Raw genomic sequence first — 23,482 nt, forward strand, 5'->3', positions numbered from 1 at the left:
TTGCGCAGGGCGGCCACGGACGGCAGAATATCTTTGAGTTAATAATCTTGAATTCAAGATAACTGTCAAGCGGGTGAAACGGGATGGACGAGGCGATCGGGCCAGAGCGTGCGGAGCGCATCGCGGAGCAGTGGCGGCGGGAGCGGCCGGACATCGATCCTTCGCCGATGGTGCCGCTCGGCCGGCTGTCGCAGGCGGCGCAGCTGCTCTCCGAGCGGCTGGCGGCGGTGTTCCGCGACCACGGCCTCGGCCGGGGCGACTTCGACGTGCTCGCCTCGCTGCGCCGCTCCGGGGCGCCCTATGCGCTGACGCCGACGGCGCTGTGGTCGCAGCTCATGCTCACCTCCGGCACCATGACGAGCCGTCTCGACCGGCTGGAGAAGAACGGCTTCATCACGCGCGAGCCGTCGCCGCAGGACCGGCGTGCCGTGATCGTCCGCCTGACGGACAAGGGGCTCGCCACGGTCGATGCGGCCGTGGTCGACCATGTCGCCAACGAGCGGCGCATCCTTTCCGCCTTCTCGCCCGGAGAGGTCGAGCAACTGTCCGAGCTTCTCGCCCGCCTCATCGTCGCGCTGGGCCAGGCGGAGGGGGGCGCGCCTGCGGCGAAAGCGCGCAATGCGGAGCCGCCGTCAAAATCGATTTGAGGGGCAGCGGCAGGAACTCACCCGTCCTTCGGCGCATTGCCTTTTGCGCCCGGATGGGCCAAGCCTTCAGCGCCTGTGCTGCAGGCGCGAAGAGTGACCACGAACGGGGTCGGTGATGACGAAATGGGTCTACACCTTCGGCGATGGCACGGCCGAAGGCGAGGCGGGGATGCGCAACCTCCTCGGCGGCAAGGGCGCCAACCTTGCGGAAATGTCGAACCTCGGGCTGCCGGTGCCGCCCGGCTTCACCATCACCACCGAAGTCTGCACCTATTACTACGATCACGAGCGCAGCTATCCCGGCGACCTCGCGGCCCAGGTCGAGGAGGCGCTCGCCCATGTCGGCCGCCTGACCGGCAAGACCTTCGGCGATGCACGCAACCCGCTGCTCGTCTCGGTCCGCTCCGGCGCCCGCGCCTCGATGCCGGGCATGATGGACACCGTGCTCAACCTCGGCCTTAACGACGTCACGGTCGCTGCCGTCGCCGCTGCGGCCGGCGATGCGCGCTTCGCCTGGGACAGCTACAGGCGCTTCATCACCATGTATTCGGACGTCGTCCTCGGCGTGGAGCACCACCATTTCGAGGAGGCGCTGGAGGACTACAAGGCCCGCAAGGGCTATGACCTCGACACGGATCTCCTCGCCGAGGATTGGCAGGTGCTTGTCGCCCGCTACAAGGAGATCGTGGCGAAGGAGCTCGGCAAGCCCTTCCCGCAGGATCCGAAGGAACAGCTGTGGGGCGCCATCGGCGCCGTCTTCGGCTCCTGGATGAACAACCGCGCCATCAAGTACCGCGAGCTGCACGCCATCCCCGCCTCCTGGGGCACGGCTGTCAACGTGCAGGCCATGGTCTTCGGCAACCGCGGCGAGACCTCGGCGACCGGCGTCGCCTTCACCCGCAACCCGTCGACGGGCGAGAAGGAGCTCTACGGCGAGTTCCTCATCAACGCCCAGGGTGAGGACGTGGTGGCGGGTATCCGCACGCCGCAAGACATCACCGAGAAGGCGCGCCTCGCCGCCGGCTCCGACAGGCCGTCGATGGAGCAGGCGATGCCGGCCGCCTATGCCGAGCTCGTGCGTATCTACGAACTGCTCGAGCGGCACTACCGCGACATGCAGGATCTCGAGTTCACTGTCGAGGAAGGCAAGCTGTGGATGCTGCAGACGCGTTCGGGCAAGCGCACGGCGAAAGCCGCGCTCAAGATCGCGGTCGATCTCGCCAGCGAAGGCCTCATCTCGCGCGAGGAAGCGATCACGCGCATCGACCCGCTCGCGCTTGACCAATTGCTGCACCCGACCATCGACCCCAAGGCAGAGCGCCGCGTCATCGCGAGCGGCCTGCCGGCTTCGCCCGGCGCGGCTTGCGGCGAGATCGTCTTCTCGTCCGAAGACGCGGAGGAGGCGAAGAAGGCCGGTCGCAAGGTGATCCTCGTGCGTGTCGAGACGAGCCCGGAGGACATCCACGGCATGCACGCGGCCGAGGGCATTCTCACGACCCGCGGCGGCATGACCTCGCATGCCGCCGTCGTCGCCCGCGGCATGGGCAAGCCCTGCGTCTCGGGCGCCGGCTCCGTTCGCGTCGACTACCGGAACGGTGTGATGCTCGCCGCCGGCCAGACCTTCAGCAAGGGCGACGTCGTCACCATCGACGGCTCGACCGGCCAGGTGCTCGCGGGCGAGGTGAAGATGCTCGAGCCCGAGCTCTCCGGCGAGTTCGCTACCCTCATGAGCTGGGCGGACGGCGTGCGCCGCATGAAGGTGCGGGCGAATGCCGAAACGCCGCTCGACGCGAAGACCGCGCGCAACTTCGGCGCCGAGGGCATCGGCCTGTGCCGCACCGAGCACATGTTCTTCGACGGCGACCGCATCGTCGCCGTGCGCGAGATGATCCTCGCGGATGACGAGGCCGGCCGCCGCGCCGCCCTCGCCAAGCTCCTGCCCATGCAGCGGGCCGATTTCGTCGAGCTCTTCACCATCATGCAGGGCCTGCCGGTGACGATCCGGCTGCTCGACCCGCCGCTGCACGAATTCCTGCCGCATACCGACGCGGAAATCGCCGAGGTGGCCGCGAGCCTCAAGGTGGACGAGGACAAGCTGCGCCGCCGCGCCAGCGAACTCTCCGAATTCAACCCGATGCTCGGCTTCCGCGGCTGCCGGCTTGCCGTGCGCTATCCCGAGATCGCCGAGATGCAGGCGCGGGCCATCTTCGAGGCGGCGGTGGAAGCCGGCAAGCGCACGGGCGAGCCCGTCGCCGTCGAGGTCATGGTGCCGCTCGTCATGACGCGGGCCGAGCTCGACCTCGTCAAGGGCCGCATCGACGCCATGGCCGCGGCTGTGAAGGCCGAGACTGGGGTCGCCGTGCCCTATCAGGTCGGTACCATGATCGAGCTGCCGCGGGCCGCGCTGCGCGCCGGCGAAATCGCCGAAACGGCGGCCTTCTTCTCCTTCGGCACCAACGACCTCACCCAGACGACACTCGGCATCAGTCGCGACGACGCCGCGTCCTTCCTCGTCACCTACACGGCCGGCGGCATCCTGCCCGCCGATCCCTTCGTGACGCTGGACCAGGAGGGCGTCGGCGAACTCGTGAAGCTCGCGGCCGAGCGCGGCCGGGCGGCGCGCTCCGACCTCAAGCTCGGTATCTGCGGCGAGCACGGCGGCGACCCCGACTCGATCCGCTTCTGCGAGGGCGCCGGGCTCGACTACGTCTCCTGCTCGCCCTACCGCGTGCCGATCGCTCGCCTTGCGGCGGCGCAGGCGGCGCTCGGCACGAGGGCGGCGAGCCAGGCCTGACGGCGTCATGGCGCAGGGCGGGGCGAGGAAGAGAGGCGCAGGCCGACCGCAGGAGGTGGCACGGCGGCGTCCCCTCGCCGAAACCGTCTCGCCCCCGCGCGCGAAATGGCGCCGACGCCTCGCCATCCTCTATTTCGGCGACAGCCGGCCGAGCTTCTGGTTCCGGCTCGGGCTGATCGGCTTCGATGCGGTCACCATCCTTTATTTTCTGATCGCCACGGTCATCTATCCGGAAGGGGACCGCCACTGGATCGATTATCTCGTGGCGGCGGTGCTGACCGTCGACTACGCGGCGCGCATGGCGATCGCGCCGACGCCCTGGCGGTTCCCGCTGCGCGGGGCCTCGCTTGTCGACGCGATCGTCATCTTCTCGCTCGTGGTGCCGGTGCTCGCCAACAACTTCGCGTTCCTGCGCCTCCTGCGCATCTCGCGCTTCCTGCAGTCGCCCTACATGTCGCGCGAAATCACGGCGATCTTCCCCGCCTACCGCGAGAACGAGGAGGCGGTGAGGGCGGGCGTCAACCTCGCCGTCTTCATCTTGATGATCACGTCGGTCGTCTTCGTGTGGGAATACGGCCGCAATCCGGGCATCAACAACTATCTCGACGCCCTCTATTTCACCGTCACAACGCTGACGACGACCGGCTTCGGCGACATCATCATGACCGATACGGTCGGGCGGATGCTGACCGTGGTCACAATGGTTGTCGGCGTCGCCATGTTCGTGAACCTCGCGCGGGCTCTGTTCCGGCCCACGAAGGTCTATCACGCCTGTCCATCCTGCGGGCTCGAGCGGCACGATGCCGACGCGGTGCATTGCAAGCACTGCGGGCGCGTCCTCAACATCGCCTCGGAGGGCTTTTCCGACTGACCGTCCGCTTTGGCACAGATCGCTCGGGCGCCGCTTAACCGTCTCTCAACGTTACGACGCGATAACTTTTCGGGAGAGGGGCGGGCATTTGCCTGTGGCGGAGCCGCAACGCTTGTCCGTCCTTGCCTGGTGGTCATGAGCGGCGTTGGGTGACATGCGTTTGCGTCGTGTGCGTTGGCGACGGTCGAGAATGGCGTGGATCTGCGGCACGGTGGCGCCGTGGGCGCTCGCCGGCGGCATGCTCGTCTCCTTCACCGCGAGCGCCGGGCAGGACCTGTCGAGCGGCATCAGCGCCGCTCCGCTCGCGCCCGTCCTCGCCCCCAGGCTCGGCAACCTCGTGCCGTCCTCCGCTGCGCTCGGCGAGGCGCTGCTGCGCGGGCCGGCCGGCGGCGCGGGCGATCTTTTCGATATCGCCGCTCTCGATCTGTCGGATCCGCAGCCGGATGATGCTGCGTTCGAGGCTCCGCCGCGCGACGAGATGAAGGCGGAGCCCCCGGGCTATCCGGAGGTCGATCGCAACCTCAAGGGCGATCCGCCGGTCGCCTTGCGGCCGAGCCTCAGCCGCCTCGGCCGCAGCGAGCGGGAAGGGCGCGCCGCCATGCTGTCGCGCATGCTGCTGTCGCGCGACGAGCGCCTGCTGCCCGCCACCATTCTCATGCCAGGCGCGCTCGACATCCCCTCGCCGGACGAGATGGTGGCTTTCGAGCCGTGGTCGAGCGAGAGCGACACGATGACCGAGCGCTCCTTCGCGCCCCGCTCGCCCGCGGTCGCAGCCAGCGCCGGCACAGGCATCACTGTCGTCGACGGTGCCACCCCCGCCGTCGCCCGCGCCGAGAGCCTCGCCTCTGCGACGCCGGCACCGGCGGATGCGACGCCCATGGAGATCGCCGGGGCGCCGGTGTCCTACGCCGCTGTGCGTGTCGGCGACGGCCTGTCGATCGTCGAGAAGAACGACGAGCGTCCGCAATATGCCGATCTGATCGATCCCGAGCGGATGTCGAGCGAGCAGCGCTGCCTCGCCGAAGCCATCTATTTCGAGGCCCGTGGCGAGAGCGAGGCGGGGCAGGCCGCCGTGGCCCAGGTTGTGCTCAACCGTGTGCGCTCGGGCCTCTACCCCTCCACCGTCTGCGGCGTCGTCTATCAAAACCGCCACCGCTACAAGGCGTGCCAGTTCTCCTTCGCCTGCGAGGGCCGCTCCCTGCGCATCACCGAGGCCGGCCCGTGGCGACGGGCGGTGCGCGTCGCCCGCGAGGTCACGGAGGGCACGACCTATCTCGCCGATGTCGGCGGCGCGACGCACTACCACGCCGATTACGTGCGCCCGTATTGGGCCAAGCGCCTGAAGAAGAAGGACGTCATTGGCCGGCACGTCTTCTACCAGCTCCGGCCCGGCCAGCGCTGAGCGGCTTTACCTTAACGGCGCGTTATCGTTGCGCCGGCGCGGCTTTCGGCCTTTCGTTGCGGGAACAGGAACGCGCAACGGGCTCCAGGCCCGGCCGGAGGCGTCGATGATCGTGCATGTGAGAATTGCGGCACTCGCCGTCTGCCTTACCGCGCCCGGCGCGGCCCTCGCCGGCGGCTTCTATGAGCACGGCTGCCGCCATTGCGTCGTGATGGACGAGGAATGGCCCGTTGCCGCGTGGCGCGGTGGCGGTCCCAATGTCCATTATTCGGGTGGGGTGGTCTATGCCCAGGACTATTGGCCGGCACACCGCCCGTATCACCGGCATCGCATCGTCTCGAAATCGGCACCGCCGCGGATCATTTACGGCCCGCGGTAGCTTTTTGCCTTCGCTGCCCGGTCGTGCGCCGCGGCGGCATTCCCTCCCCCCTTGTGGGGGAGGGTAGGGAGGGGGGCGCAAAAAGCCTGAGGCTGTGCTCTTGCGTCACGACCCCCACCCCCTGGCCCCTCCCTCAAGGGGGAGGGGAAACCTCAACCCGCAGCGTCCACGGCGATATCGAGCCCGATGTCGAGCACCGGCGCCGAATGGGTGAGGGCGCCGACGGAGATGGCGTCGACGCCGGTCTCGGCGATGGCGCGGACGCTTGTGAGGTCGACGCCGCCCGAGGCTTCGGTGCGCATGCGCCCGCCGACCATGGCGACGGCCTCGGCCAGCATGCCGGGCGTCATGTTGTCGAGCATGACGACATCCGCCCCTTCCGCGATCACCTCGGCGAGCTGGTCGAGCGTATCGACCTCGATCTCGATCTTGACGAGATGGCCGGCGGCGGCCTTTGCCGCCCGGAGCGCCGGTCGTACCCCGCCGGCGACGGCGATGTGGTTGTCCTTGATGAGGATGGCGTCGTCGAGGCCGAAGCGGTGGTTGAGCCCGCCGCCGCAGGCGACAGCATGTTTTTCCAGCGCCCTCAGCCCTGGCGTCGTCTTGCGCGTATCGCAGATGCGGGTACGTGTGTGCGCCACCTCGGCCGCATAGGCTGCGGTCAGCGTGGCGATCCCCGAGAGGCGGCCGAGAAAGTTGAGCGCCACCCGCTCGGCGGCGAGCACGGCGCGGGCGGGCCCGGCGACGGTGGCGATCGCCTCGCCGGCGGCGAGGGCGTCTCCGTCATGGCGATGCGCGGTGAAGCGGATGCGCTCATCCGTCAGCCGGAAGGCGGCCTCGGCTGCCGCGAGCCCGGCGAGGCGGCCGGCCCTGCGTGCCACAAGCTGCGCGGTGGCGGTGCGCTGCGCGGGAATGCACGCGGCGCTGGTGATGTCGCCGGCCCGGCCGAAATCCTCGATGAGTGCGGCGCGCACGATATCGATGAGGAGAAGGGGATTGCCGAATTGCATGGAAGTGTCCTCGTTGGCGCGTCAGACGGCTCGCCGCTGCCGCGGCACCAGGGCATCGTCGAGCGCGGTCATCGTCGTCAGGGTGCGCCGAGTACGGCCGGCGAGCGGCCGGTCGGCGCGATAGTGGCCGCCCCGGCTTTCCTCCCGCAGCAGCGCCGCAGCAGCGATCAGGAAGGCGCAATCGGCCATGGCGGCAAGGACGGGGTCCGCTCCGGCCCGCATGGGGCCGATCTCGGCGAGGGCCGCCGCAAGGCCTTCGCCGTCGCGCACGACGCCGACACGCTCCTGCATCGTCCGGCGCAAGGCGGCGATGGCGACTGGATCGGACGCTGCCGGCGGGCCCGGCGGCAAAGTGGTGATGGCGGCGTCGGCATGCCCTGCATCGTGCAACGCGCGACCGATGGCCTCCGCCGCCCGGGCGCCGAAGACGACGGCCTCGAGCAGGGAGTTGGAGGCGAGGCGGTTGGCGCCGTGCACGCCCGTCGCCGCCACCTCGCCGACGGCCCACAGACCGGGCAGGCTGGTGCGGCCCGAAAGGTCTGTCGCGAGACCACCCATGTGGAAATGGGCGGCGGGCGCAACGGGCAGCAGGTCGCGTGCGGGGTCGAGCCCGGCGGCGGCAGCGGCGGCATGGACGGTGGGGAAATGCGTTGCAAAGCCCGGGCCGGGCGCCGTGCGGCCATCGAGGAAGGCGCGCTCGCCGGCGAGGATGGCGGCCTGGACGGCGCGCGCCACGACGTCGCGCGGCGCGAGGTCGAGGGCCGGGTGCACGCCCTGCATCAGCCGGCGCCCGTCCCGGGTGACGAGCACGGCACCCTCGCCGCGCAGGGCCTCGGTCGCGAGCGGCGCGGGATCGCGGCCGATGGCGAGGGCGGTGGGATGGAACTGCACGAATTCCGGATCCGCGATGAGCGCCCCGTGCCGCGCTGCGACGGCAAGGCCGGCGCCGATGGCGCCGGGCGGATTGGTGGTGACCGCATAGAGGCCGCCGATGCCGCCGGTGGCGAGCACCGTGGCCGGGGCGGTGACGGCAAGGCCGGGCCCGCCATCGCGGGCGCGAAGGATCGCCCCGCGCACGCGCCCGCCCGTGACGATCAGATCGTCGAGCAGATGCCCCTCGATGACCGTGACCGACGGCGTGCGGCGGATGGCGGCGACGAGCGCCTGCATGACGGCAAAGCCGCTGCGGTCGCCATCGACGGCGAGAACGCGCGCGCGGCTGTGGGCAGCCTCGCGCGAGGGCTTCAGCCGGCCGTCGCCGGAACGGGTGAAGGGCACCCCGAGCGCGATGAGGTCGGCGATGCGCGCCGGGGCCTCCGCGCAGAGGACACGGGCCGCTTCTTCGACGACGAGCCCGGCTCCGGCGGCGATGGTGTCCTCGGCGTGCAGCTCCGGCCCGTCGTCCGCACCAACAGCCGCGGCGATGCCGCCTTGCGCCCAGGCCGAGGCCGCGCCTTCCCCGAGCGGGCCGGGCGAGACGAGGAGGACGGGCCGCGGTGCCAGCCTGAGCGCGGTGAAGAGCCCGGCAAGGCCGGCGCCGACGATGAGAACGGGCGCGCTCACGGCGCCACCGCCGCGGGCCTTACGCCCAGCGCCACCATGCGCTCCACGGCGCGACGCGCGCGCATGGCGATGTCGGGATCGACCGTGACCTCGCCCGTCAGATCGCGCAGGCAGGCGTGGATCTTCGGCAAAGTGATGCGCTGCATGTGCGGGCAGAAGTGGCAGGGCCGCACGAATTCGACGTCCGGCACTTCAGCTTCGACATTGCCGGCCATCGAGCATTCGGTGACGAGCACGACGCGGCGCGGGCGCTCGCGCTTGACCCAGTCGATCATGTGCGCCGTCGATCCGGCGAAGTCCGAGGCCGCGACCACATCGGGCGGGCATTCGGGATGGGCGATGATGCGGACGCCCTCGTGCATCTCGCGCAGGGCGCCGATGTCCTCGGCGGTGAAGCGCTCGTGCACCTCGCAGGCGCCGTGCCAGGCGATGATCTCGACTTTCGTCTGCGCCGCCACATTGGCGGCGAGGTAGCGGTCGGGCAGGAAGATGACGCGCGGCGCGCCGAGGCTCTCGACGACGTGAACGGCGTTGGAAGAGGTACAGCAGATGTCGACTTCCGCCTTCACCTCGGCCGATGTGTTGACATAGGCGACCACCGGCACGCCGGGATAGCGCTGGCGCAGCAGACGGATGTCCGCAGCCGTGATTGATTCCGCCAACGAGCAGCCGGCCTCCCGGTCGGGGATCAGCACCGTCTTGTCCGGGTTCAGCAGCTTCGCGGTCTCGGCCATGAAATGCACGCCGCACTGCACGATCACGCGGGCCTCGACGCGGGCTGCCTCGCGCGCGAGCTGCAGGGAATCGCCCACGATGTCGGCGACGCAGTTGTAGATCTCGGCCGACTGGTAGTTGTGGGCGAGGATAACGGCGCCGCGCTCCCGCTTCAGGTCGTTGATCGCCTTGACATAGGGCGCATGCAGCGGCCACTCGGCCGGCGTGACGATGTGGCGCACGCGCTCGTAGAGATGGGCCGTGGCGCGCTCGACCTCGGGCGTGAAGGCAAGCGGTGAACCGTGGCGGATCGTCTCCCGGATCGCGACTTCCGCGTGCATGGCAGGTCTCCTTATATGCTCAAGTTGAGCATATTGATGGTACACAAATGACCGCCGAAGCGGTTCCTTATTTGCTCAATATGAGCATAACTATCTTAGCAGAAGTGGCCCGGACTGGCTAGGGAGAGCGGCTCGTGGGTCGTTCGTCGCCCGGGCGCACGCTCGTACCCCGGATCGCATTGCGCCATCGCTGCATGCATCCGGGACACGAGGTCTGTTCCCGAATTGTAGCGGCGTGCGACCCATTTTGTCCGCCGCTCTACTCCGCCGCGGCCACGACCGGACCGAGATCGCCGACGATGGCTTCCTCCAGCCGGGCGAGGGCATGGGCCGTGCAAGGGGCGATGTTGCGCCGGGCGATCATCCAGACGGCGAGGCGGGCGTTGAAATCGGAGACGTCGAGCACCTTGAGCTGGTCCCGCCAGGGGCTGGCGGTGACGAGGCGGGCCGGAACGAGGCCTAGGCCGATGCCACGCGCGACGAGCGACAGCTGTACATCGACGCCCCACAGTTCAACCGCCACATCGAGCGTGTGGCCGGTTGCGGCGAGCGCCCTGTCGAGCAGATGGCGGAAGCCGCAGCCGTCCGGATTGATGACCCAGGGATCGCCGGCAAGGGCGGCGATGGAAATGCGCCCGCTGGCCGGATGGTCGGCCCGCGCCACGACGACCACCTCCTCGGATGCGATGTGCCGCAGCGACAACTCCGGCAGATCGGCGGCGCTGCCGCGCCGCATGCCGATGACGGCGTCGAGCTCCTGGGCGGCGAGCTTGCCGATGAGCCGCTCCGTCCAGTCGACCACGACGACCAGTTTCGCCTGCGGCACCGTCCGCCGTACGGCATCGATGCCGAGACACAGTACCGAATCGGCGATGCCGCTGCTGATGCCGATGCGCAGCGGCGGCTTGATGCGGCTCGCGCGCAACTCGCTGGCGAACTGGTCGGCGGCGCTCACCACCTTGACGCCCTCGCGGTACGCGTGCTCGCCTGCCGCCGTCAGCCGGGCCGGCTTCTGCTCCCGGTCGAGCAACTGGGCATCGAGCTCCGCCTCCAGCCGTTGCAGGCGCCGCGTCACGGCTGGCTGCGTGATATTGAGACGGCTCGCCGCACGGGCGAGGGAACCCGTTTCGGCCACGGCGATGAGGGCGCGCAGGTCTTCGAGATTCATGCTATTTCATCATGTTTAAGATGATAAACATTCAATATCATTATCATGCCGGAAGCGCTAGCTTGCCGCACAAGCTGCGGCGCGTCGCGTCGCCCGTCTTCCGGAGCTTTCCATGACTCAAACGAGTGCCGTGTTGCGCGAAGGGCAGCGTGCCATCCCGCCGGAAATCATCGTTCTCGCCGGCTGCCTCATCGCCCTCATCACCTTCGGGCCGCGCGCGGCGGCGGGCCTGTTCCAGATCCCCATGACGGAGGCCTATGGCTGGGGCCGCGACGTCTTCAGCCTGGCGATTGCCGTGCAGAACCTTCTGTGGGGTCTCGGCCAGCCATTCGCCGGCGCCGTCGCCGACAAGTTTGGCGCCGTGCGGGTTATCTGCATCGGCGCGCTGCTCTATGCCGCGGGCCTCGTGGTGATGGCCTATGCAACCTCCGCGGGCCTGCTCAACCTCGGTGCCGGCATCATGATCGGCTTCGGCCTGTCGGGCTGCTCATTCAATCTCGTGCTCGGCGCGTTCGGCAAGCTCCTGCCGGAACGCTGGCGTCCGCTCGCCTTCGGTGCGGGCACGGCGGCGGGCTCCTTTGGCCAGTTCCTCTTCCCGCCCATCGGCAACGCCCTCATCCAGTCCTTCGGCTTCGAGATGGCGCTGATCGTCTTTGCGGCGAGCGTGCTGCTCGTCCTGCCCCTGTCGCTGGCGCTCGCAACCCGAGGCGCGGCGGCGACGGCGGCGGTCAATGCAGGGCCTTCGCAATCCATCGCGCAGGCGCTGGCGGAGGCCTTCCGTCACCCGAGCTATGTCTTCCTCGTGCTCGGCTTCTTCACCTGCGGCTTCCAACTGGCCTTCATCACGGCGCATATGCCGGCCTATCTGAAGGATACCGGGCTCCCGGTATGGGTCGGCGGCTGGACGCTCGCCGTCATCGGCCTCGCCAATGCGGTGGGCTCGCTCTATTCGGGCTTCCTGTCCTCGCGCATGTCGAAGCGCTGGCTTCTCTCGCTCATCTATCTCGGCCGCTCGGTCGCCATCGCCGCCTTCATCCTCCTGCCGGCGACGCCGGTGACGGCGATCGCCTTCGGCATCACCATCGGCCTCCTGTGGCTGTCGACGGTGCCGCCCACCTCGGCGCTCGTCATGCTGATGTTCGGCACGCGCTACATGGCCATGCTCTACGGCTTCGCGTTCTTTTCCCATCAGGTCGGCGGCTTCCTCGGCGTGTGGCTCGGCGGCATCCTCTACGAGAGCATGGGCTCCTATACCTTTGTCTGGTGGCTATCGGTCGCGCTCGGCGTCGCCTCGGCGATCATCAACCTGCCCATCAAGGAGCGGCCGGTGGAGCGCCCGGTGCCGCAGGCGGCGTGACAAGAGGGCGCCGCTTCCCGCGTGATGCCGCTCGTCGCGGGCATTGACGCCGCTCGCCCTAGCCGAAGGGCTGAGGCGTGGCACACTTGCCCGTTGCCGCCGCCGCCGCGACACTGATGGCGACCGGGTTCCAAGGAGGAGAAGCGAGCATGGGTGAAATCAGGGCGATCCTCGTCGACAAGGATGCCGCCGGCGGTTACCGGGCGGCAGTGACGCGGCTCGACGAGGCCGATCTGATGGAGGGGGACGTCACGGTCCGCATTACCCATTCCACGGTCAACTATAAGGACGGCCTCGCCATCACCGGCCGCGCGCCGGTGGTGCGGCGCTTCCCCATGATCCCAGGCGTCGATTTCGCCGGCATCGTGGAAAGGTCAGAGCACCCGGCGCTCAAGCCGGGCGACGCGGTTCTCCTCAACGGCTGGGGCTGCGGCGAGACGCATTACGGCGCCTATGCCGACAAGGCGCGGGTAAAGGGGGACTGGCTCATCCCGCTGCCCGCCGGCCTCTCCGCAGCCGAGGTCATGGCCGTCGGGACGGCTGGCTTCACCGCCATGCTGTGCCTGATGGCGCTGGAGAAGCACGGCGCGACGCCGGCCGACGGACCGGCCATCGTGACGGGTGCGGCCGGCGGCGTCGGCTCGACGGCCATCAGCTTTCTGGCGAGGGCCGGCTGGCACGTCATCGCCTCCACCGGCCGGCCCGAGGAGGCCGATTACCTCAAGGGCCTGGGCGCGAGCGAGATCATCGAGCGGGCGGAGCTGTCGGGGCCGGTGAAGCCGCTTGCCAAGGAGCGCTGGGCAGCGGGCATCGATTCGGTCGGTTCCACCACGCTCGCCAATGTCCTGTCCATGACGCGCTACGGCGGCGCCATCGCCGCCTGTGGCCTCGCCGGCGGCATGGACCTGCCCACCACGGTGGCACCCTTCATCCTGCGCGGCGTGGCGCTTCTCGGCGTCGATTGCGTGCTGGCGAGCCGCGAGCGCCGCATTGCCGTCTGGGACCGCATCGCCCGCGATCTCGACAAGGCAAAGCTCGCAACAATGACCGAGACCATCGGCTTCGACGACCTCATGCGCGTCGCCCCGGAGATTCTCGCCGGCAAGGTGCGCGGCCGCCTGGTGGTGGAGATGGGGTAGGGGCAGCAGGTCGTCTCGTCGGGTAGGGCGAAGCGCGACACGCTCCCTTCCCCCGCTTGTGGTGGCGAGGGCTGGGGGGGCGGTGCCGCCCGCGCGACGCGAAACGCCGCTAAGCTCTTATTTGACCGCCGCCTGCCTGCGGAGCCACCCCCTAGCCCCTCCCCACCACTGCGTGGGGGGAGGGGAACAGGACGGCGCCTGGCCTTTCCGCTATTCCGCCGGCAGCAGCTTCTCGCCCTCGATGACGATGCGGCGGCGGGCGATCTCGGCGCCGCAGAAATCGAGGAAGGCGCGCACCCGCGGAGAATGGCGCAGGTCCGGATGGGTCAGCAGCCACAGTCCGGCGGCGAATTCCGGCGCCGGGGCCGTCAGCCGCACGAGAGCCGGGCGCGTATCGGCGATGAAGCAGGGCAGGTGGCCGATGCCGATACCGGCTTCGACCGCTTCGGCGAGGCCGAGCACCGTGTTGAGCTTGTAGACGATCCTGTCCGCCGGCACCTTGTCGCGCACGTAGCGCGCGACGTGCATCGTGGAGAAGTTGTCGCCGAGCGCCACCCACGGCTGCTCGAAGAGGGAAAGGAGGTCGAGATCGCGCCCGCCGTCGGGAAAGGCCTCGCGCCGACCGTAGAGCGCCCAGTGGATGGAGGCGAGGCGCCGGCCGACGAGCGTCTCCGGCGGATTGTCCGTGGCGCGGATAGCGATATCGGCATCGCGCTTGGAGAGATTGAGCGCCTGGTTGCCGATGACGATGTCGAGCCGGATGTTGGGATAGGCTTCGCGGAAAGCGGCAAAGACCGGCGTCAGCAGGTGCATCAGCAGCGTGTCGTTGGTGGTGACGCGCAATTCGCCGGCCGGTGAGACGGCGCAGCCGGCAAGGCGCATGGAGACGCCGGCGAGATCCTCCTCGATGCGCTCGGCCAGCGCCGTGATCTCCTCGCCCGGCGGCGTCGGCGCATAGCCGGCCCGGTGCCGCTCGAACAGCTTGACGCCGAGCAGGTTCTCCAACTGGCCCAGGCGGCGAAACACCGTCGAATGGTTGATGCCGAGCCGCTCGGCGGCTCCGGCCATGCCTTTCGCTTCGGCGATGGCCTTCACGAGGCGGATGTCGTCCCAGGCGATCTGATGGACGGCGGCCGTGGAGACGAGGGTGGTTTCGGTCGGCATCCTTGCGCCCGTGCAATCTTCAGCTTGCGATCATACTGCTGGCTTTGCGCGGCGGGAAACCCAAAATCCCCCTCACGTTGTACTACCAGAAAACCTAAAGACCCGGAGCCTCTTCGTGATCGATCCCCGCACCGCGCCCTATGGGCTGTTCCTGTTGCGCGTTTCCCTCGGCCTTATGTTCATCGCCCACGCGCTCCTGAAGTATGTCGTCTTCACCATCCCCGGCTTCGCCGGCTTTCTCGGCCAGGTTGGCTTTCCCACCTTCTTCGCCTGGCCGGTCTTCCTCGCCGAGCTCATCGGCGGCACCGCCCTCATTCTCGGCCTTTATGCCCGCTATGTCTCGGCTGCGCTCGTGCCGATCCTGCTCGGCGCGCTGATGGTGCACGTGCCGAACGGCTGGCTCTTCACGGCGCCGAACGGCGGCTGGGAATATCCCGCCTTCCTCGTCGTCGCCGCTGCCGTTCAGGCCCTTGCGGGTGATGGTGCCTTCGCCCTCAAGGCCTCGCCTTCCCCGATCGCGGCGCGGCCCGTTGCGGCACGCTGATCCGCCCCGCGTGCAAACCCGTCCGACAATCATGAGAGGAATGTCGCCATGACCAAGGTTCTCGTTCTCTATTATTCGTCCTACGGCCACATTGAGCAGATGGCGCAGGCCGTGGCCGAGGGCGCCCGGGCAGCCGGCGCCGAGGTCGTCGTCAAGCGCGTGCCGGAACTGGTGCCGGCGGAGGTGGCCAAGAACGCCGGTTTCAAGCTCGACCAGCCGGCGCCGGTCGCCACGGTGGAGGAACTGGCCGACTACGACGCCATCATCTTCGGCACGCCGACCCGCTTCGGCAACATGACGGCGCAGATGCGGAACTTCCTCGACCAGACCGGCGGCCTGTGGGCCAAGGGCGCGCTCATCGGCAAGGTCGGCTCGGTCTTCACCTCCTCCGCCACCCAGCACGGCGGCCAGGAATCGACCATCCTGACCTTCATCCCCACACTGATGCACCACGGCATGGTCGTCGTCGGTCTGCCTTATTCCTTCGCCGGCCAGAGCGGCCTCGACGAGATCAAGGGCGGCTCGCCCTACGGCGCTTCCACCATCGCCGCCGCCGACGGCAGCCGCCAGCCCTCCGCCGTGGAGCTGGAGGGAGCCCGCTTCCAGGGCCGCCATGTCGCTGGGATCGCAGCCAAGCTGAAGGGCTGAGCGTTTCGCAGAGGCTGCGTGAAAAGGCCCGGCTCGGCCGGGTCTTTTTTATCGCGGCGCCGCCGCCCGCCGCAGCCGGTCGTTGATGGCCTCGCCAAGGCCGTGTGCCGGGATGGGGACGACCGCGATGGCCGGCACCCGGGCATCGTCGAGCCCGCGCAGGTGGGCGAAGAGATTGGCGGCCGCCTCCACGAGGTCGCCACTTTCGCTGAGATTGCGGATGGCGCCTGCGGTCTCTATTCCCGGCGGCCGCTTGCGCCCGAAGAGGAGGGCGCCTTCTCCCGGCCGCACCTCCTCGGCATCGAGGCGCACCATCGCCCGCGGGGCGTAGTGGGATTCGAGCATGCCCGGCGCGAGTGGCGCCTCCTCGTCCGTCGGGGCGGCTCCGTCGAGGAGCTTGCGCCCCAGCACCTCTTCGATGGCCTCGCGCGGCACGCCGCCCGGGCGCAGTAGGCGCATCTCGCCGTCGAGGCAGGAGATGATGGTCGATTCGAGCCCGACATTGGTGCCGCCGCCGTCGATCACCGCGTCGATGCGGTCGATGAGGTCGGCGAGCACATGGTCCGCGCGGGTGGGGCTGATGCGGCCCGAGCGGTTGGCCGAGGGCGCCGCCACCGGGCGGCCGACGAGCGTGAGCAGATCCCGCGCCAGTGGCAGGCCGGGCACACGCAGCGCAACCGAATCGAGTCCCGCCGTCGCCAGGTCGCAGATGCGCGACATCTCCGCCCGCGGCACTACCAACGTCAGCGGCCCGGGCCAGAAGGCCGCCGCGAGCCGCGCCGCATCCGGTCCGAACACCCCCTCTCGCTCCGCTGCCGCAATATCCGGCAGGTGCGATATGAGCGGGTTGAAGGAGGGGCGCTCCTTGGCGGCGTAGATGCCGGCCACCGCCCGCGGGTTTGTCGCGTCCGCTCCCAGGCCGTAAACCGTCTCCGTCGGGAAGGCCACGAGGCCGCCGAGCCGCAGCAGGTCGGCGGCGCGCGACAGGCCGCCGGCGTCGGCCGTCAGCAGCTCGGTGACGCGTTGCCCATGCCCGTCTTGGGACGCGACGGGCGTTGATCGATCATCGTTCACGTTTAAACTATCTCTGGTCTTGCCTGCCTGCCTTTGACGCGGCTTATGATGCGCGTCAACGGGCCGCGTGGCACGCACTAAATGCGCGGCCTCAAATGGCCGCACGGACAAGACGAGGGAGCGGCGATGACCTATCGGGCACCGGTCGAGGATCTGGCCTTCACCATGCGGCACGTGGCCGGGCTCGAGGAGAGCATCGCCGAGGGGCTCTATCCCGACCTCTCCGTGGAACTCGTGGAGCAGGTGCTGGAAGAGGCCGGGCGCTTCGCCTCCGAGCGCATCGCGCCGCTCAACGCGCCGGCGGACCGGACGGGTGCCCACTTCGCCGACGGGCAGGTGACGACGGCTCCGGGCTGGAGGGAGGTCTACAGGGCCTGGGCCGAGGCGGGCTGGAACGCGCTGCCCTGCGATCCCGAATGGGGCGGCCAGGGCCTGCCGACCCTGGTGCAGACCGCCTGCGTCGAATTCTGGAACGCCTCCTGCATGTCCTTCGCCCTCGGCCCGCTGCTCACCGCCGGCGCTGTCGAGGCCCTGACGGCCCACGCCAGCGAGGACCTGAAGCGGCGCTATCTCGAAAAGCTCGTCTCCGGCGAGTGGATGGGCACCATGAACCTGACGGAGCCGCAGGCGGGCTCCGATCTCAATGCCGTCAGGACGCGCGCCGAACGGGCGGGCGACGGCACCTATCGCATCACCGGATCGAAGATCTTCATCACCTACGGCGAGCACGACCTCACCGACAACATCGTGCATCTGGTTCTCGCCCGCCTGCCGGATGCGCCGCCCGGCACCCGCGGCATCTCGCTGTTTCTCGTGCCGAAATTCATCGTCAACGACGACGGCTCGCTCGGCGCGCGCAACGACGTGCGCTGCCATTCCATCGAGCACAAGCTCGGCATTCACGCCTCGCCAACCTGCACCATGGTCTACGGCGATGCCGGCGGCGCCGTCGGCTGGCTCGTCGGCGAAGAGAACCGCGGCCTCGCCTGCATGTTCACCATGATGAACAATGCCCGCCTCGCGGTCGGCGCCCAGGGCGTCGCCATCGCCGACCGGGCCTATCAGCAGGCCTTGTCCTATGCCCGCGAGCGCCGGCAGGGGCGGGCACCCGGCGCAGGGGAGGGCATGAGTCCCATCGCCGACCATCCGGACGTGCAGCGCATGCTGCTCACCATGAAGGCGACGACCCACGCTGCGCGCGGCATCTGCCTGATGACGGCGGCCGCCATCGACCGCAGCCGCCTCGCGCCGGATGCCGAGGCCCGGCGCAAGGCGCACGAGCTCGCCTCCCTGCTGACGCCCGTCGCGAAGGCCTTCTCCACCGACATCGGCTGCGAGGTCGCGTCGCTCGGCGTGCAAGTGCACGGCGGCATGGGCTTCATCGAGGAGACCGGCGCCGCCCAGCACCTGCGCGATGCGCGTATCGCGCCGATCTACGAGGGCACCAACGGCATCCAGGCCATCGACCTCGTCATGCGCAAGCTGCCCCTGGCCGACGGCACCACCGTGCGCGGCGCCATCGCCGAGATGCGCAAGGTCGGCACCCGGCTCGTTGCGAGTCGCGACGAGGCCTTCGGCGCCACGGCGGCGCGGCTGCGCGAGGCTGTGGAGGCGCTCGACGATGCCACCTCATTCCTCCTCAAGGCGCTAGCCGGCCACAGCCTGGCTGACGCACTCGCCGCGGCGACGCCCTATCTGCGCCTCTTCGGCATAGCCCAGGGCGGCACGGCGCTTGCGATGGCCGCGCTCGCCGCAAGCGAGGCGCGCGCCGCCGGCGACGCCAACCCGGCCCACGCCGGTCGCATCGCGCTCGCCCGCTTCTTCGCCGAGAACATCGCCACCGGCGCCCGCGGCCTGGCGCAGACCGTGATGACGGGCGCGTCCGCGCTCGCCGACGCCGAGGCCGCCCTCGCGGGCTGAGTGGCGTGGCGGACGGTCCCCTCTCCGGCCGCATCTGCGTCGTCGCCGGCGCGTCCCGCGGCGTGGGGCGCGGCATCGCCCGCGGGCTTGCGGAGGCTGGGGCGACGGTGATCGTGACGGGCCGCTCGAGCGAGGCCGGCCCGCGCACCGACGGGCGACCCGAAACCATCGAGGAGACGGCGCGCCTCGTCGAGGCGCTCGGCGGCCGGGGCCATCCCTATCAATGCGACCATACGGTCGAACGCGAGGTCGACGGTCTTGCCGCCTGGACGCTGCGCCGCTTCGGCCGCGTCGATCTCGTCGTCGATGCGGTGTGGGGCGGCAACGAGGGCTACGACGGCGAGCGCTATCCCGACGGCTCGGCCTGGGGCACGCCCTTCTGGCGCCGGCCAGCGGCGCGCCTCGGCACCGTGTTCGAGACCGGCGTCTATGCCCAGCTCCTCCTGGCGAAGGCCTTCGCCCCGGCCATGGTGGGCGCCGGCTCCGGCCTTCTCGTTACCGTGCTCTTCGACGACGGCGGCGCCTATCTCGGCGATGTCTTCTATGACCTCGCCAAGGCATCGATGGCGCGACTGACGTTCGCCATGGCGAACGAGCTCGCCCCCCATGGCGTGACCGCGCTCGCCCTGTCGCCCGGTTTCGTGCGCACGGAGCGCGTCGCCGGCTCTCCCCTGGCGGCGGAGGCGGGCGAAACCCCGCTCTATGCCGGCCGGGCGGTGGCGGCGCTCGCATGTGATGCCGGCATTGTTCGCCATGCGGGCAACATCCTCCATGTCGGGGATCTCGCCGGAGCCTATGGCTTCACCGATGCGGACGGCCGCCGCCCGCCGCGCTATTCCATCAACAACAAAGCCGAAGACGGGGAGACCTGAGCCATGTCATTGTCGGGCAAGACCTTGTTCATCACCGGCGCCTCGCGTGGCATCGGCCTCGCCATCGCGCTCAAGGCCGCGCGGGACGGCGCCAATGTCGCCATCGCCGCCAAGACGGCCGCGCCCCACCCCAAGCTGCCCGGCACCATCTTCACCGCCGCCGCCGAGATCGAGGCGGCGGGCGGGCGGGCGCTGCCGCTCGTCGTCGACGTGCGCAACGAGGAGGAGGTGGCTTCCGCCATCACCCGGACGGCTGAGACCTTCGGCGGCCTCGACATCGTCGTCAACAACGCCAGCGCCATCCAGCTCACCGGCACGCGCGACACCGACATGAAGCGCTTCGACCTGATGCACCAGGTCAACACGCGCGGCACCTTCATGGTGTCGAAATACGCCATTTCCCATCTCGAGAAGGCTGACAACCCGCACATCCTCATGTTGTCGCCGCCGCTCGACATGAAGGAGAAATGGTTCGCGCCGCACCTTGCCTATTCCATCGCCAAATACGGCATGAGCCTGTGCGTGCTCGGCCTCGCCGGCGAACTGCGGCCCAAGGGCATCGCGGTCAATGCGCTGTGGCCGCGCACGACCATTGCGACGAGCGCCGTCCGCAACCTCCTCGGCGGCGAGGCGATGGTGGAGGCCAGCCGCACGCCCGAGATCATGGCCGATGCGGCCTATGCCGTCTTCAACAAGCCCGCACGCAGCTTCTCGGGCCAGTTCCTCATCGACGACCTTGTGCTCGCCGCCGAGGGCGTCACTGATTTCGAGCAGTACCGCGTCGATCCCTCGAAGCCCCTGATGCCGGATTTCTTCGTGCCGGACGACACGCCCCCGGTGCCGGGCTCGACGCATTGAGCGCACAGCGGCGCTCCTGCCATGGAGCACACGATTCGTCATACCCTCCCCCCTTGTGGGGGAGGGTAGCGAGGGTGATACAGCCTGGAAGCCGCTCATCGTTTGTCACGACCACCACCCCGGGCCCCTCCCCGCAAGGGGGAGGGAGTCAGGGCGCGCGCCGGATTTCGCCTCCGCCCCGAAATGCGATAGAGATCGGCCGTAACAGGCTTTCGGAGCGCAGGACATGATCGTCGTCTACCGCATGGTCGATCCCATGAAGCTTGACGACGCCAATGTCTGCCGGCTCGAGCGGCAGGTGCTGCCGCCGGGCGAGACCCTTCCGGCCGATGCGGTCTGGATCGATCTCGTGGCGCCGACCCGCGAGGAGGATCGCCTCGTCGAGCAGCACCTCGGCATCGAGATCCCGACCCGCGAGGACATGGAGGACATCGAGCCCTCCGAGCTGCTCTACAGCGAGAACGGCGCGCGCTACATGACGGTGCGCCTGCTCTTCGCCGCCGACAGCGACGAGCCGGACATCACGGCCGTCACCTTCATCCTCAAGGGTTCTGCCCTCGTCACCGTGCGCTATGACGAGCCGCGCGCCTTCGCCATGTTCGCCAACCGGGCCGGCAAGCAGGGCGGCTGCGGCGCGAGCGCCGAGGAGGTCTTCGCCGGCCTCATCGAGACCATCATCGACCGGCTGGCCGAGGTCCTTCAGGCGGCCGGCAGCAGCATCGACAGAATTTCCCACGCCGTCTTCGACGTGGCCGACAAGATGACCGGCCGCCATGGCGAATACCAGAAGACCCTGCGCGACCTCGGCCGTTACGGCACGCTCATCTCCATGAGCCGGGAGAGCCTCGTCTCCATCGAGCGGCTGCTGCTGTTCCTCTCCGTTGTCTACCGCGCGACGCGCGTGCCGGTGGAGTTGCGCGAGCAGGTACGCACGACCCTGCGCGACCTGCAGTCGCTGGAGGAGCACGCGACCTTCCAGTCGGGCAAGATCCAGTTCCTGCTCGATGCGACGCTCGGCCTCGTCAACCTGGAGCAGAACAACATCATCAAGCTGTTCTCGGTCATGGCCGTGGTCTTCATGCCGCCGACGCTCATCGCCTCGATCTACGGCATGAACTTCAAGGACATGCCGGAGCTCGAGCTGTGGTTCGGCTATCCCGTCGCGCTCGTCGCCATGGTGGTCGCGGCCATCGCGCCCTACCTCTTCTTCCGCTGGAAGCGGTGGCTGTGAGGGCCGCTCGCGGCGAGAGTTCCCGCTAGCCTCGTCCCCAATGGGCCATGAGCCGGTCGATGGTGCCCTGCATCTCGGTGTGGCTGAAGCTGCGCCAGTCGCGCCCCTCGGTGCGGATGAAGCTGGCGGCGGCCTCGATCATGCGCCGCAGCAGGGAGGACGAGGCGGCCGCAATCGCCGCGCGTTCCTCGGCCTCGCCGGCCTGTTTCAACGCGCGGATGGTGCTGGTCACCACGTCGTCCATGGCCAGGCGCAGGTTCTCGAAGGCGAGGCGCCGCTCGGGTGCCAGCGCCTCGTAGGCCCTCAGCGCGTCGTCCGCGAAACGCAGCTGCGCATGTTTGGCGAAGTGCTGCCGGTAGCTGCGCGGCTGCCATTCGTCGAGCGTTTCCATCAACTCGGCATCGTCGGCCGCAAGCTCGACGATCATGAGCACTTCATTGTACTGGTTGAGGAAATCGGTGGACAGCGACGGCGCGGGCTCCGCCGCGAAGGGCATGCCGCCGTCGACGTTCCCCTTGCCCATGGACATGACTGCTGCCACCCCCGACCCCCGTCTTGCCTGTGCACAACGCGCCATTGTGCCCGCAGCCGCCTTGCCCCTGCCGGCGCCGCTACGAGACTGTGGCAGCATCAGGCAAACAAATTCGTAACGGTCAGGATCCATGTGCGGCCGCTTCGCACTGACGCTCTTTCCCGAAGAGGTGCAGTCGCAGTGCGGCTATGAGGAACAGGTCGAATTTCCACCGCGCTACAACATCGCCCCCACGCAGCCCGTCGCCGTCGTCACGGTCGATGCCGCGGGCCGGCGGCATTTTTCGCTGATGCGCTGGGGCTTCGTGCCGGCCTGGGCGAAGGATCCGGCGGCGATTCCGCTCCTCTTCAACGCTCGCGGCGAGACGATCGGCGAGAAGGCCGCCTTCCGGGCCGCTGCCCGCCATCGCCGCTGCCTCGTGCCGGCGAGCGCCTTCTACGAATGGCGCCGCGACGGCGCGAAGAGAACGCCGTTCATGATCGAGCGCGCCGACGGCCGTCTCATGCTCTTCGCCGGCATCTGGGAGACCTATGCGAGCCCGAACGGCAGCGAGATCGACACTGTCGCCATCGTCACCACCGATGCCAACGGCACGCTCGCGGCGCTGCATCCGCGCATGCCGGCGATCATCGCCCCGGACGATGCCGAATTGTGGCTCGACTGCACCCAGCCCGGCCTCGCCGCGCTCGGCCTCGTGCGGCCGGCCCCGGACGACCTCCTGACCATGCGCTCCGTGTCGCAGAACCTCAACGACGCCCGCCGGGACGACGGGACCGTGCAGAGCCCGGCGGGCGAGGCCGTGTCAACCCCCGCATGCCGCCCTGAGAAAGGCGGGCGCAAGCGCCCGCCAAACGTCCAGCTGTCATTGTTCGACGAGGATGTGTGAGGCGCGTCAGATGCGCCGGCAGACGCGCTCCACCGTGCAGCGCGGCGGGCCGCGACGCACCCAGCGCACCTCCTTCTCGCACACGCGGCGCGGGCCGACGCCGGGGCGATGCACCGTGCGGCAATTGGTGACGACCTCGCGCACCGGCCTCGGCTGGGTGCACACACGCTCCGACCGGCAGACGGTCCGCGCTTCCGCCGATGTCACGGCCGGGCCGGAGAAAGTGACGAAGGCGGCCGCCGCCGCGCCGAGGACGAAGGACAAGGAGCGTTTCAGGGAAAAGGGCTGGAAGGAAACAGACGGCATTACAAATCTCCGCATCGCGAATCATGGGGCATTTCTGCCTGTCGCCGGGGCCCATGAAACAT

22 protein-coding genes are annotated in these 23,482 nt (G+C 69.1%); 14 read left to right on the forward strand and 8 right to left on the reverse strand.

Translation table 11 applies throughout. The features are described 5' to 3' along the window. The first annotated feature begins 83 nt into the window (after nt 1-83). The 5 genes from BOQ54_RS05990 to BOQ54_RS06010 all read left to right on the forward strand — a co-directional run bounded on the left by BOQ54_RS05990 (nt 84) and on the right by BOQ54_RS06010 (nt 6,093). Nucleotides 84-647 (forward strand): MarR family winged helix-turn-helix transcriptional regulator, encoded by a 564-nt coding sequence (locus BOQ54_RS05990; protein WP_071923518.1) that lies wholly within the window; start codon nt 84-86, stop codon nt 645-647. Between the two features lie 115 nt (nt 648-762). Next, a complete protein-coding gene (gene ppdK, locus BOQ54_RS05995; protein WP_071923519.1) occupies nt 763-3,441 on the forward strand; it encodes a pyruvate, phosphate dikinase in 2,679 nt (892 codons plus the stop codon). A gap of 55 nt (nt 3,442-3,496) precedes the next feature. Further along, nucleotides 3,497-4,312 carry a potassium channel family protein gene (locus BOQ54_RS06000; RefSeq protein ID WP_245316310.1) on the forward strand — a complete coding sequence of 272 codons (816 nt, stop codon included), beginning with the start codon at nt 3,497-3,499 and terminating at the stop codon, nt 4,310-4,312. 190 nt (nt 4,313-4,502) lie between these two features. Continuing rightward, entirely contained in the window at nt 4,503-5,714 is a 1,212-nt protein-coding gene (locus tag BOQ54_RS06005) for a cell wall hydrolase (RefSeq protein ID WP_055459210.1), read from the forward strand. Between the two features lie 106 nt (nt 5,715-5,820). Continuing rightward, nucleotides 5,821-6,093, forward strand: a complete 273-nt coding sequence (locus tag BOQ54_RS06010) for a hypothetical protein (protein ID WP_055459209.1) — start codon at nt 5,821-5,823, stop codon at nt 6,091-6,093. A gap of 152 nt (nt 6,094-6,245) precedes the next feature. Here BOQ54_RS06010 and nadC read toward each other — a convergent pair whose 3' ends face one another. From nadC to BOQ54_RS06030, 4 genes are all read right to left on the reverse strand, one after another. Then, the gene (nadC, locus tag BOQ54_RS06015) at nt 6,246-7,103 is read right to left on the reverse strand and encodes a carboxylating nicotinate-nucleotide diphosphorylase (protein WP_071923520.1); all 858 of its coding nucleotides are present in this window, start codon (nt 7,101-7,103) and stop codon (nt 6,246-6,248) included. 21 nt (nt 7,104-7,124) lie between these two features. Then, nucleotides 7,125-8,666: an L-aspartate oxidase gene (locus BOQ54_RS06020; RefSeq protein ID WP_071923521.1), complete on the reverse strand. Its 1,542-nt coding sequence runs from the start codon at nt 8,664-8,666 to the stop codon at nt 7,125-7,127. After that, nucleotides 8,663-9,721, reverse strand: coding sequence for a quinolinate synthase NadA (gene nadA, locus BOQ54_RS06025; protein ID WP_096335285.1), 1,059 nt, complete (start codon nt 9,719-9,721; stop codon nt 8,663-8,665). Before nadA ends, BOQ54_RS06020 begins: the two co-directional genes overlap by 4 nt. A 259-nt stretch (nt 9,722-9,980) precedes the next feature. Next, complete coding sequence (locus tag BOQ54_RS06030) at nt 9,981-10,889, reverse strand: LysR family transcriptional regulator (RefSeq protein ID WP_055459206.1); 909 nt, start codon at nt 10,887-10,889, stop codon at nt 9,981-9,983. 112 nt (nt 10,890-11,001) lie between these two features. On the opposite strand from BOQ54_RS06030, the gene BOQ54_RS06035 reads away from it, so the two are divergent. Together BOQ54_RS06035 and BOQ54_RS06040 are read left to right on the forward strand one after the other, a co-directional pair. Beyond that, on the forward strand, nt 11,002-12,246 hold the full coding sequence (locus tag BOQ54_RS06035; protein ID WP_055459205.1) for an MFS transporter: 1,245 nt from the start codon (nt 11,002-11,004) through the stop codon (nt 12,244-12,246). Nucleotides 12,247-12,395: 149 nt separating this feature from the next. Then, nucleotides 12,396-13,385 (forward strand): MDR family oxidoreductase, encoded by a 990-nt coding sequence (locus BOQ54_RS06040; protein WP_071923522.1) that lies wholly within the window; start codon nt 12,396-12,398, stop codon nt 13,383-13,385. Between the two features lie 210 nt (nt 13,386-13,595). Here the strand turns inward: BOQ54_RS06040 and BOQ54_RS06045 are convergent, their stop codons facing one another. Further along, nucleotides 13,596-14,549, reverse strand: coding sequence for a LysR family transcriptional regulator (locus BOQ54_RS06045; RefSeq protein WP_063189589.1), 954 nt, complete (start codon nt 14,547-14,549; stop codon nt 13,596-13,598). Between the two features lie 115 nt (nt 14,550-14,664). Between BOQ54_RS06045 and BOQ54_RS06050 the strand changes: the two genes are divergently transcribed. Both BOQ54_RS06050 and wrbA read left to right on the forward strand, forming a co-directional pair. Further along, entirely contained in the window at nt 14,665-15,093 is a 429-nt protein-coding gene (locus BOQ54_RS06050) for a DoxX family protein (RefSeq protein WP_055459202.1), read from the forward strand. A 48-nt stretch (nt 15,094-15,141) separates the two neighbouring features. Further along, nucleotides 15,142-15,741, forward strand: coding sequence for an NAD(P)H:quinone oxidoreductase (gene wrbA / locus BOQ54_RS06055; RefSeq protein ID WP_055459201.1), 600 nt, complete (start codon nt 15,142-15,144; stop codon nt 15,739-15,741). A gap of 48 nt (nt 15,742-15,789) precedes the next feature. Here wrbA and BOQ54_RS06060 read toward each other — a convergent pair whose 3' ends face one another. Further along, on the reverse strand, nt 15,790-16,815 hold the full coding sequence (locus BOQ54_RS06060) for an L-threonylcarbamoyladenylate synthase (RefSeq protein ID WP_432430792.1): 1,026 nt from the start codon (nt 16,813-16,815) through the stop codon (nt 15,790-15,792). 126 nt (nt 16,816-16,941) lie between these two features. Between BOQ54_RS06060 and BOQ54_RS06065 the strand changes: the two genes are divergently transcribed. From BOQ54_RS06065 to BOQ54_RS06080, 4 genes are all read left to right on the forward strand, one after another. Continuing rightward, entirely contained in the window at nt 16,942-18,735 is a 1,794-nt protein-coding gene (locus BOQ54_RS06065) for an acyl-CoA dehydrogenase (RefSeq protein WP_071923523.1), read from the forward strand. A 5-nt stretch (nt 18,736-18,740) separates the two neighbouring features. Next, entirely contained in the window at nt 18,741-19,607 is an 867-nt protein-coding gene (locus BOQ54_RS06070) for an SDR family NAD(P)-dependent oxidoreductase (RefSeq protein WP_063189592.1), read from the forward strand. Nucleotides 19,608-19,610: 3 nt separating this feature from the next. Next, the gene (locus BOQ54_RS06075) at nt 19,611-20,465 is read left to right on the forward strand and encodes an SDR family oxidoreductase (protein ID WP_055459198.1); all 855 of its coding nucleotides are present in this window, start codon (nt 19,611-19,613) and stop codon (nt 20,463-20,465) included. Between the two features lie 226 nt (nt 20,466-20,691). Continuing rightward, the gene (locus BOQ54_RS06080) at nt 20,692-21,696 is read left to right on the forward strand and encodes a magnesium transporter CorA family protein (RefSeq protein ID WP_186438030.1); all 1,005 of its coding nucleotides are present in this window, start codon (nt 20,692-20,694) and stop codon (nt 21,694-21,696) included. Nucleotides 21,697-21,721: 25 nt separating this feature from the next. Here the strand turns inward: BOQ54_RS06080 and BOQ54_RS06085 are convergent, their stop codons facing one another. Continuing rightward, the gene (locus BOQ54_RS06085; protein WP_063189593.1) at nt 21,722-22,219 is read right to left on the reverse strand and encodes a hypothetical protein; all 498 of its coding nucleotides are present in this window, start codon (nt 22,217-22,219) and stop codon (nt 21,722-21,724) included. A gap of 139 nt (nt 22,220-22,358) precedes the next feature. Here BOQ54_RS06085 and BOQ54_RS06090 point away from each other — a divergent pair, with 139 nt between their 5' ends. Further along, complete coding sequence (locus BOQ54_RS06090; RefSeq protein WP_071923524.1) at nt 22,359-23,114, forward strand: SOS response-associated peptidase; 756 nt, start codon at nt 22,359-22,361, stop codon at nt 23,112-23,114. Between the two features lie 6 nt (nt 23,115-23,120). Here BOQ54_RS06090 and BOQ54_RS06095 read toward each other — a convergent pair whose 3' ends face one another. Continuing rightward, entirely contained in the window at nt 23,121-23,420 is a 300-nt protein-coding gene (locus BOQ54_RS06095; RefSeq protein WP_055459195.1) for a hypothetical protein, read from the reverse strand. Nucleotides 23,421-23,482 lie beyond the last annotated feature (62 nt).

Source organism: Chelatococcus daeguensis (assembly GCF_001887265.1).
GTDB classification, from domain to species: Bacteria; Pseudomonadota; Alphaproteobacteria; order Rhizobiales; family Beijerinckiaceae; genus Chelatococcus_A; species Chelatococcus_A sambhunathii.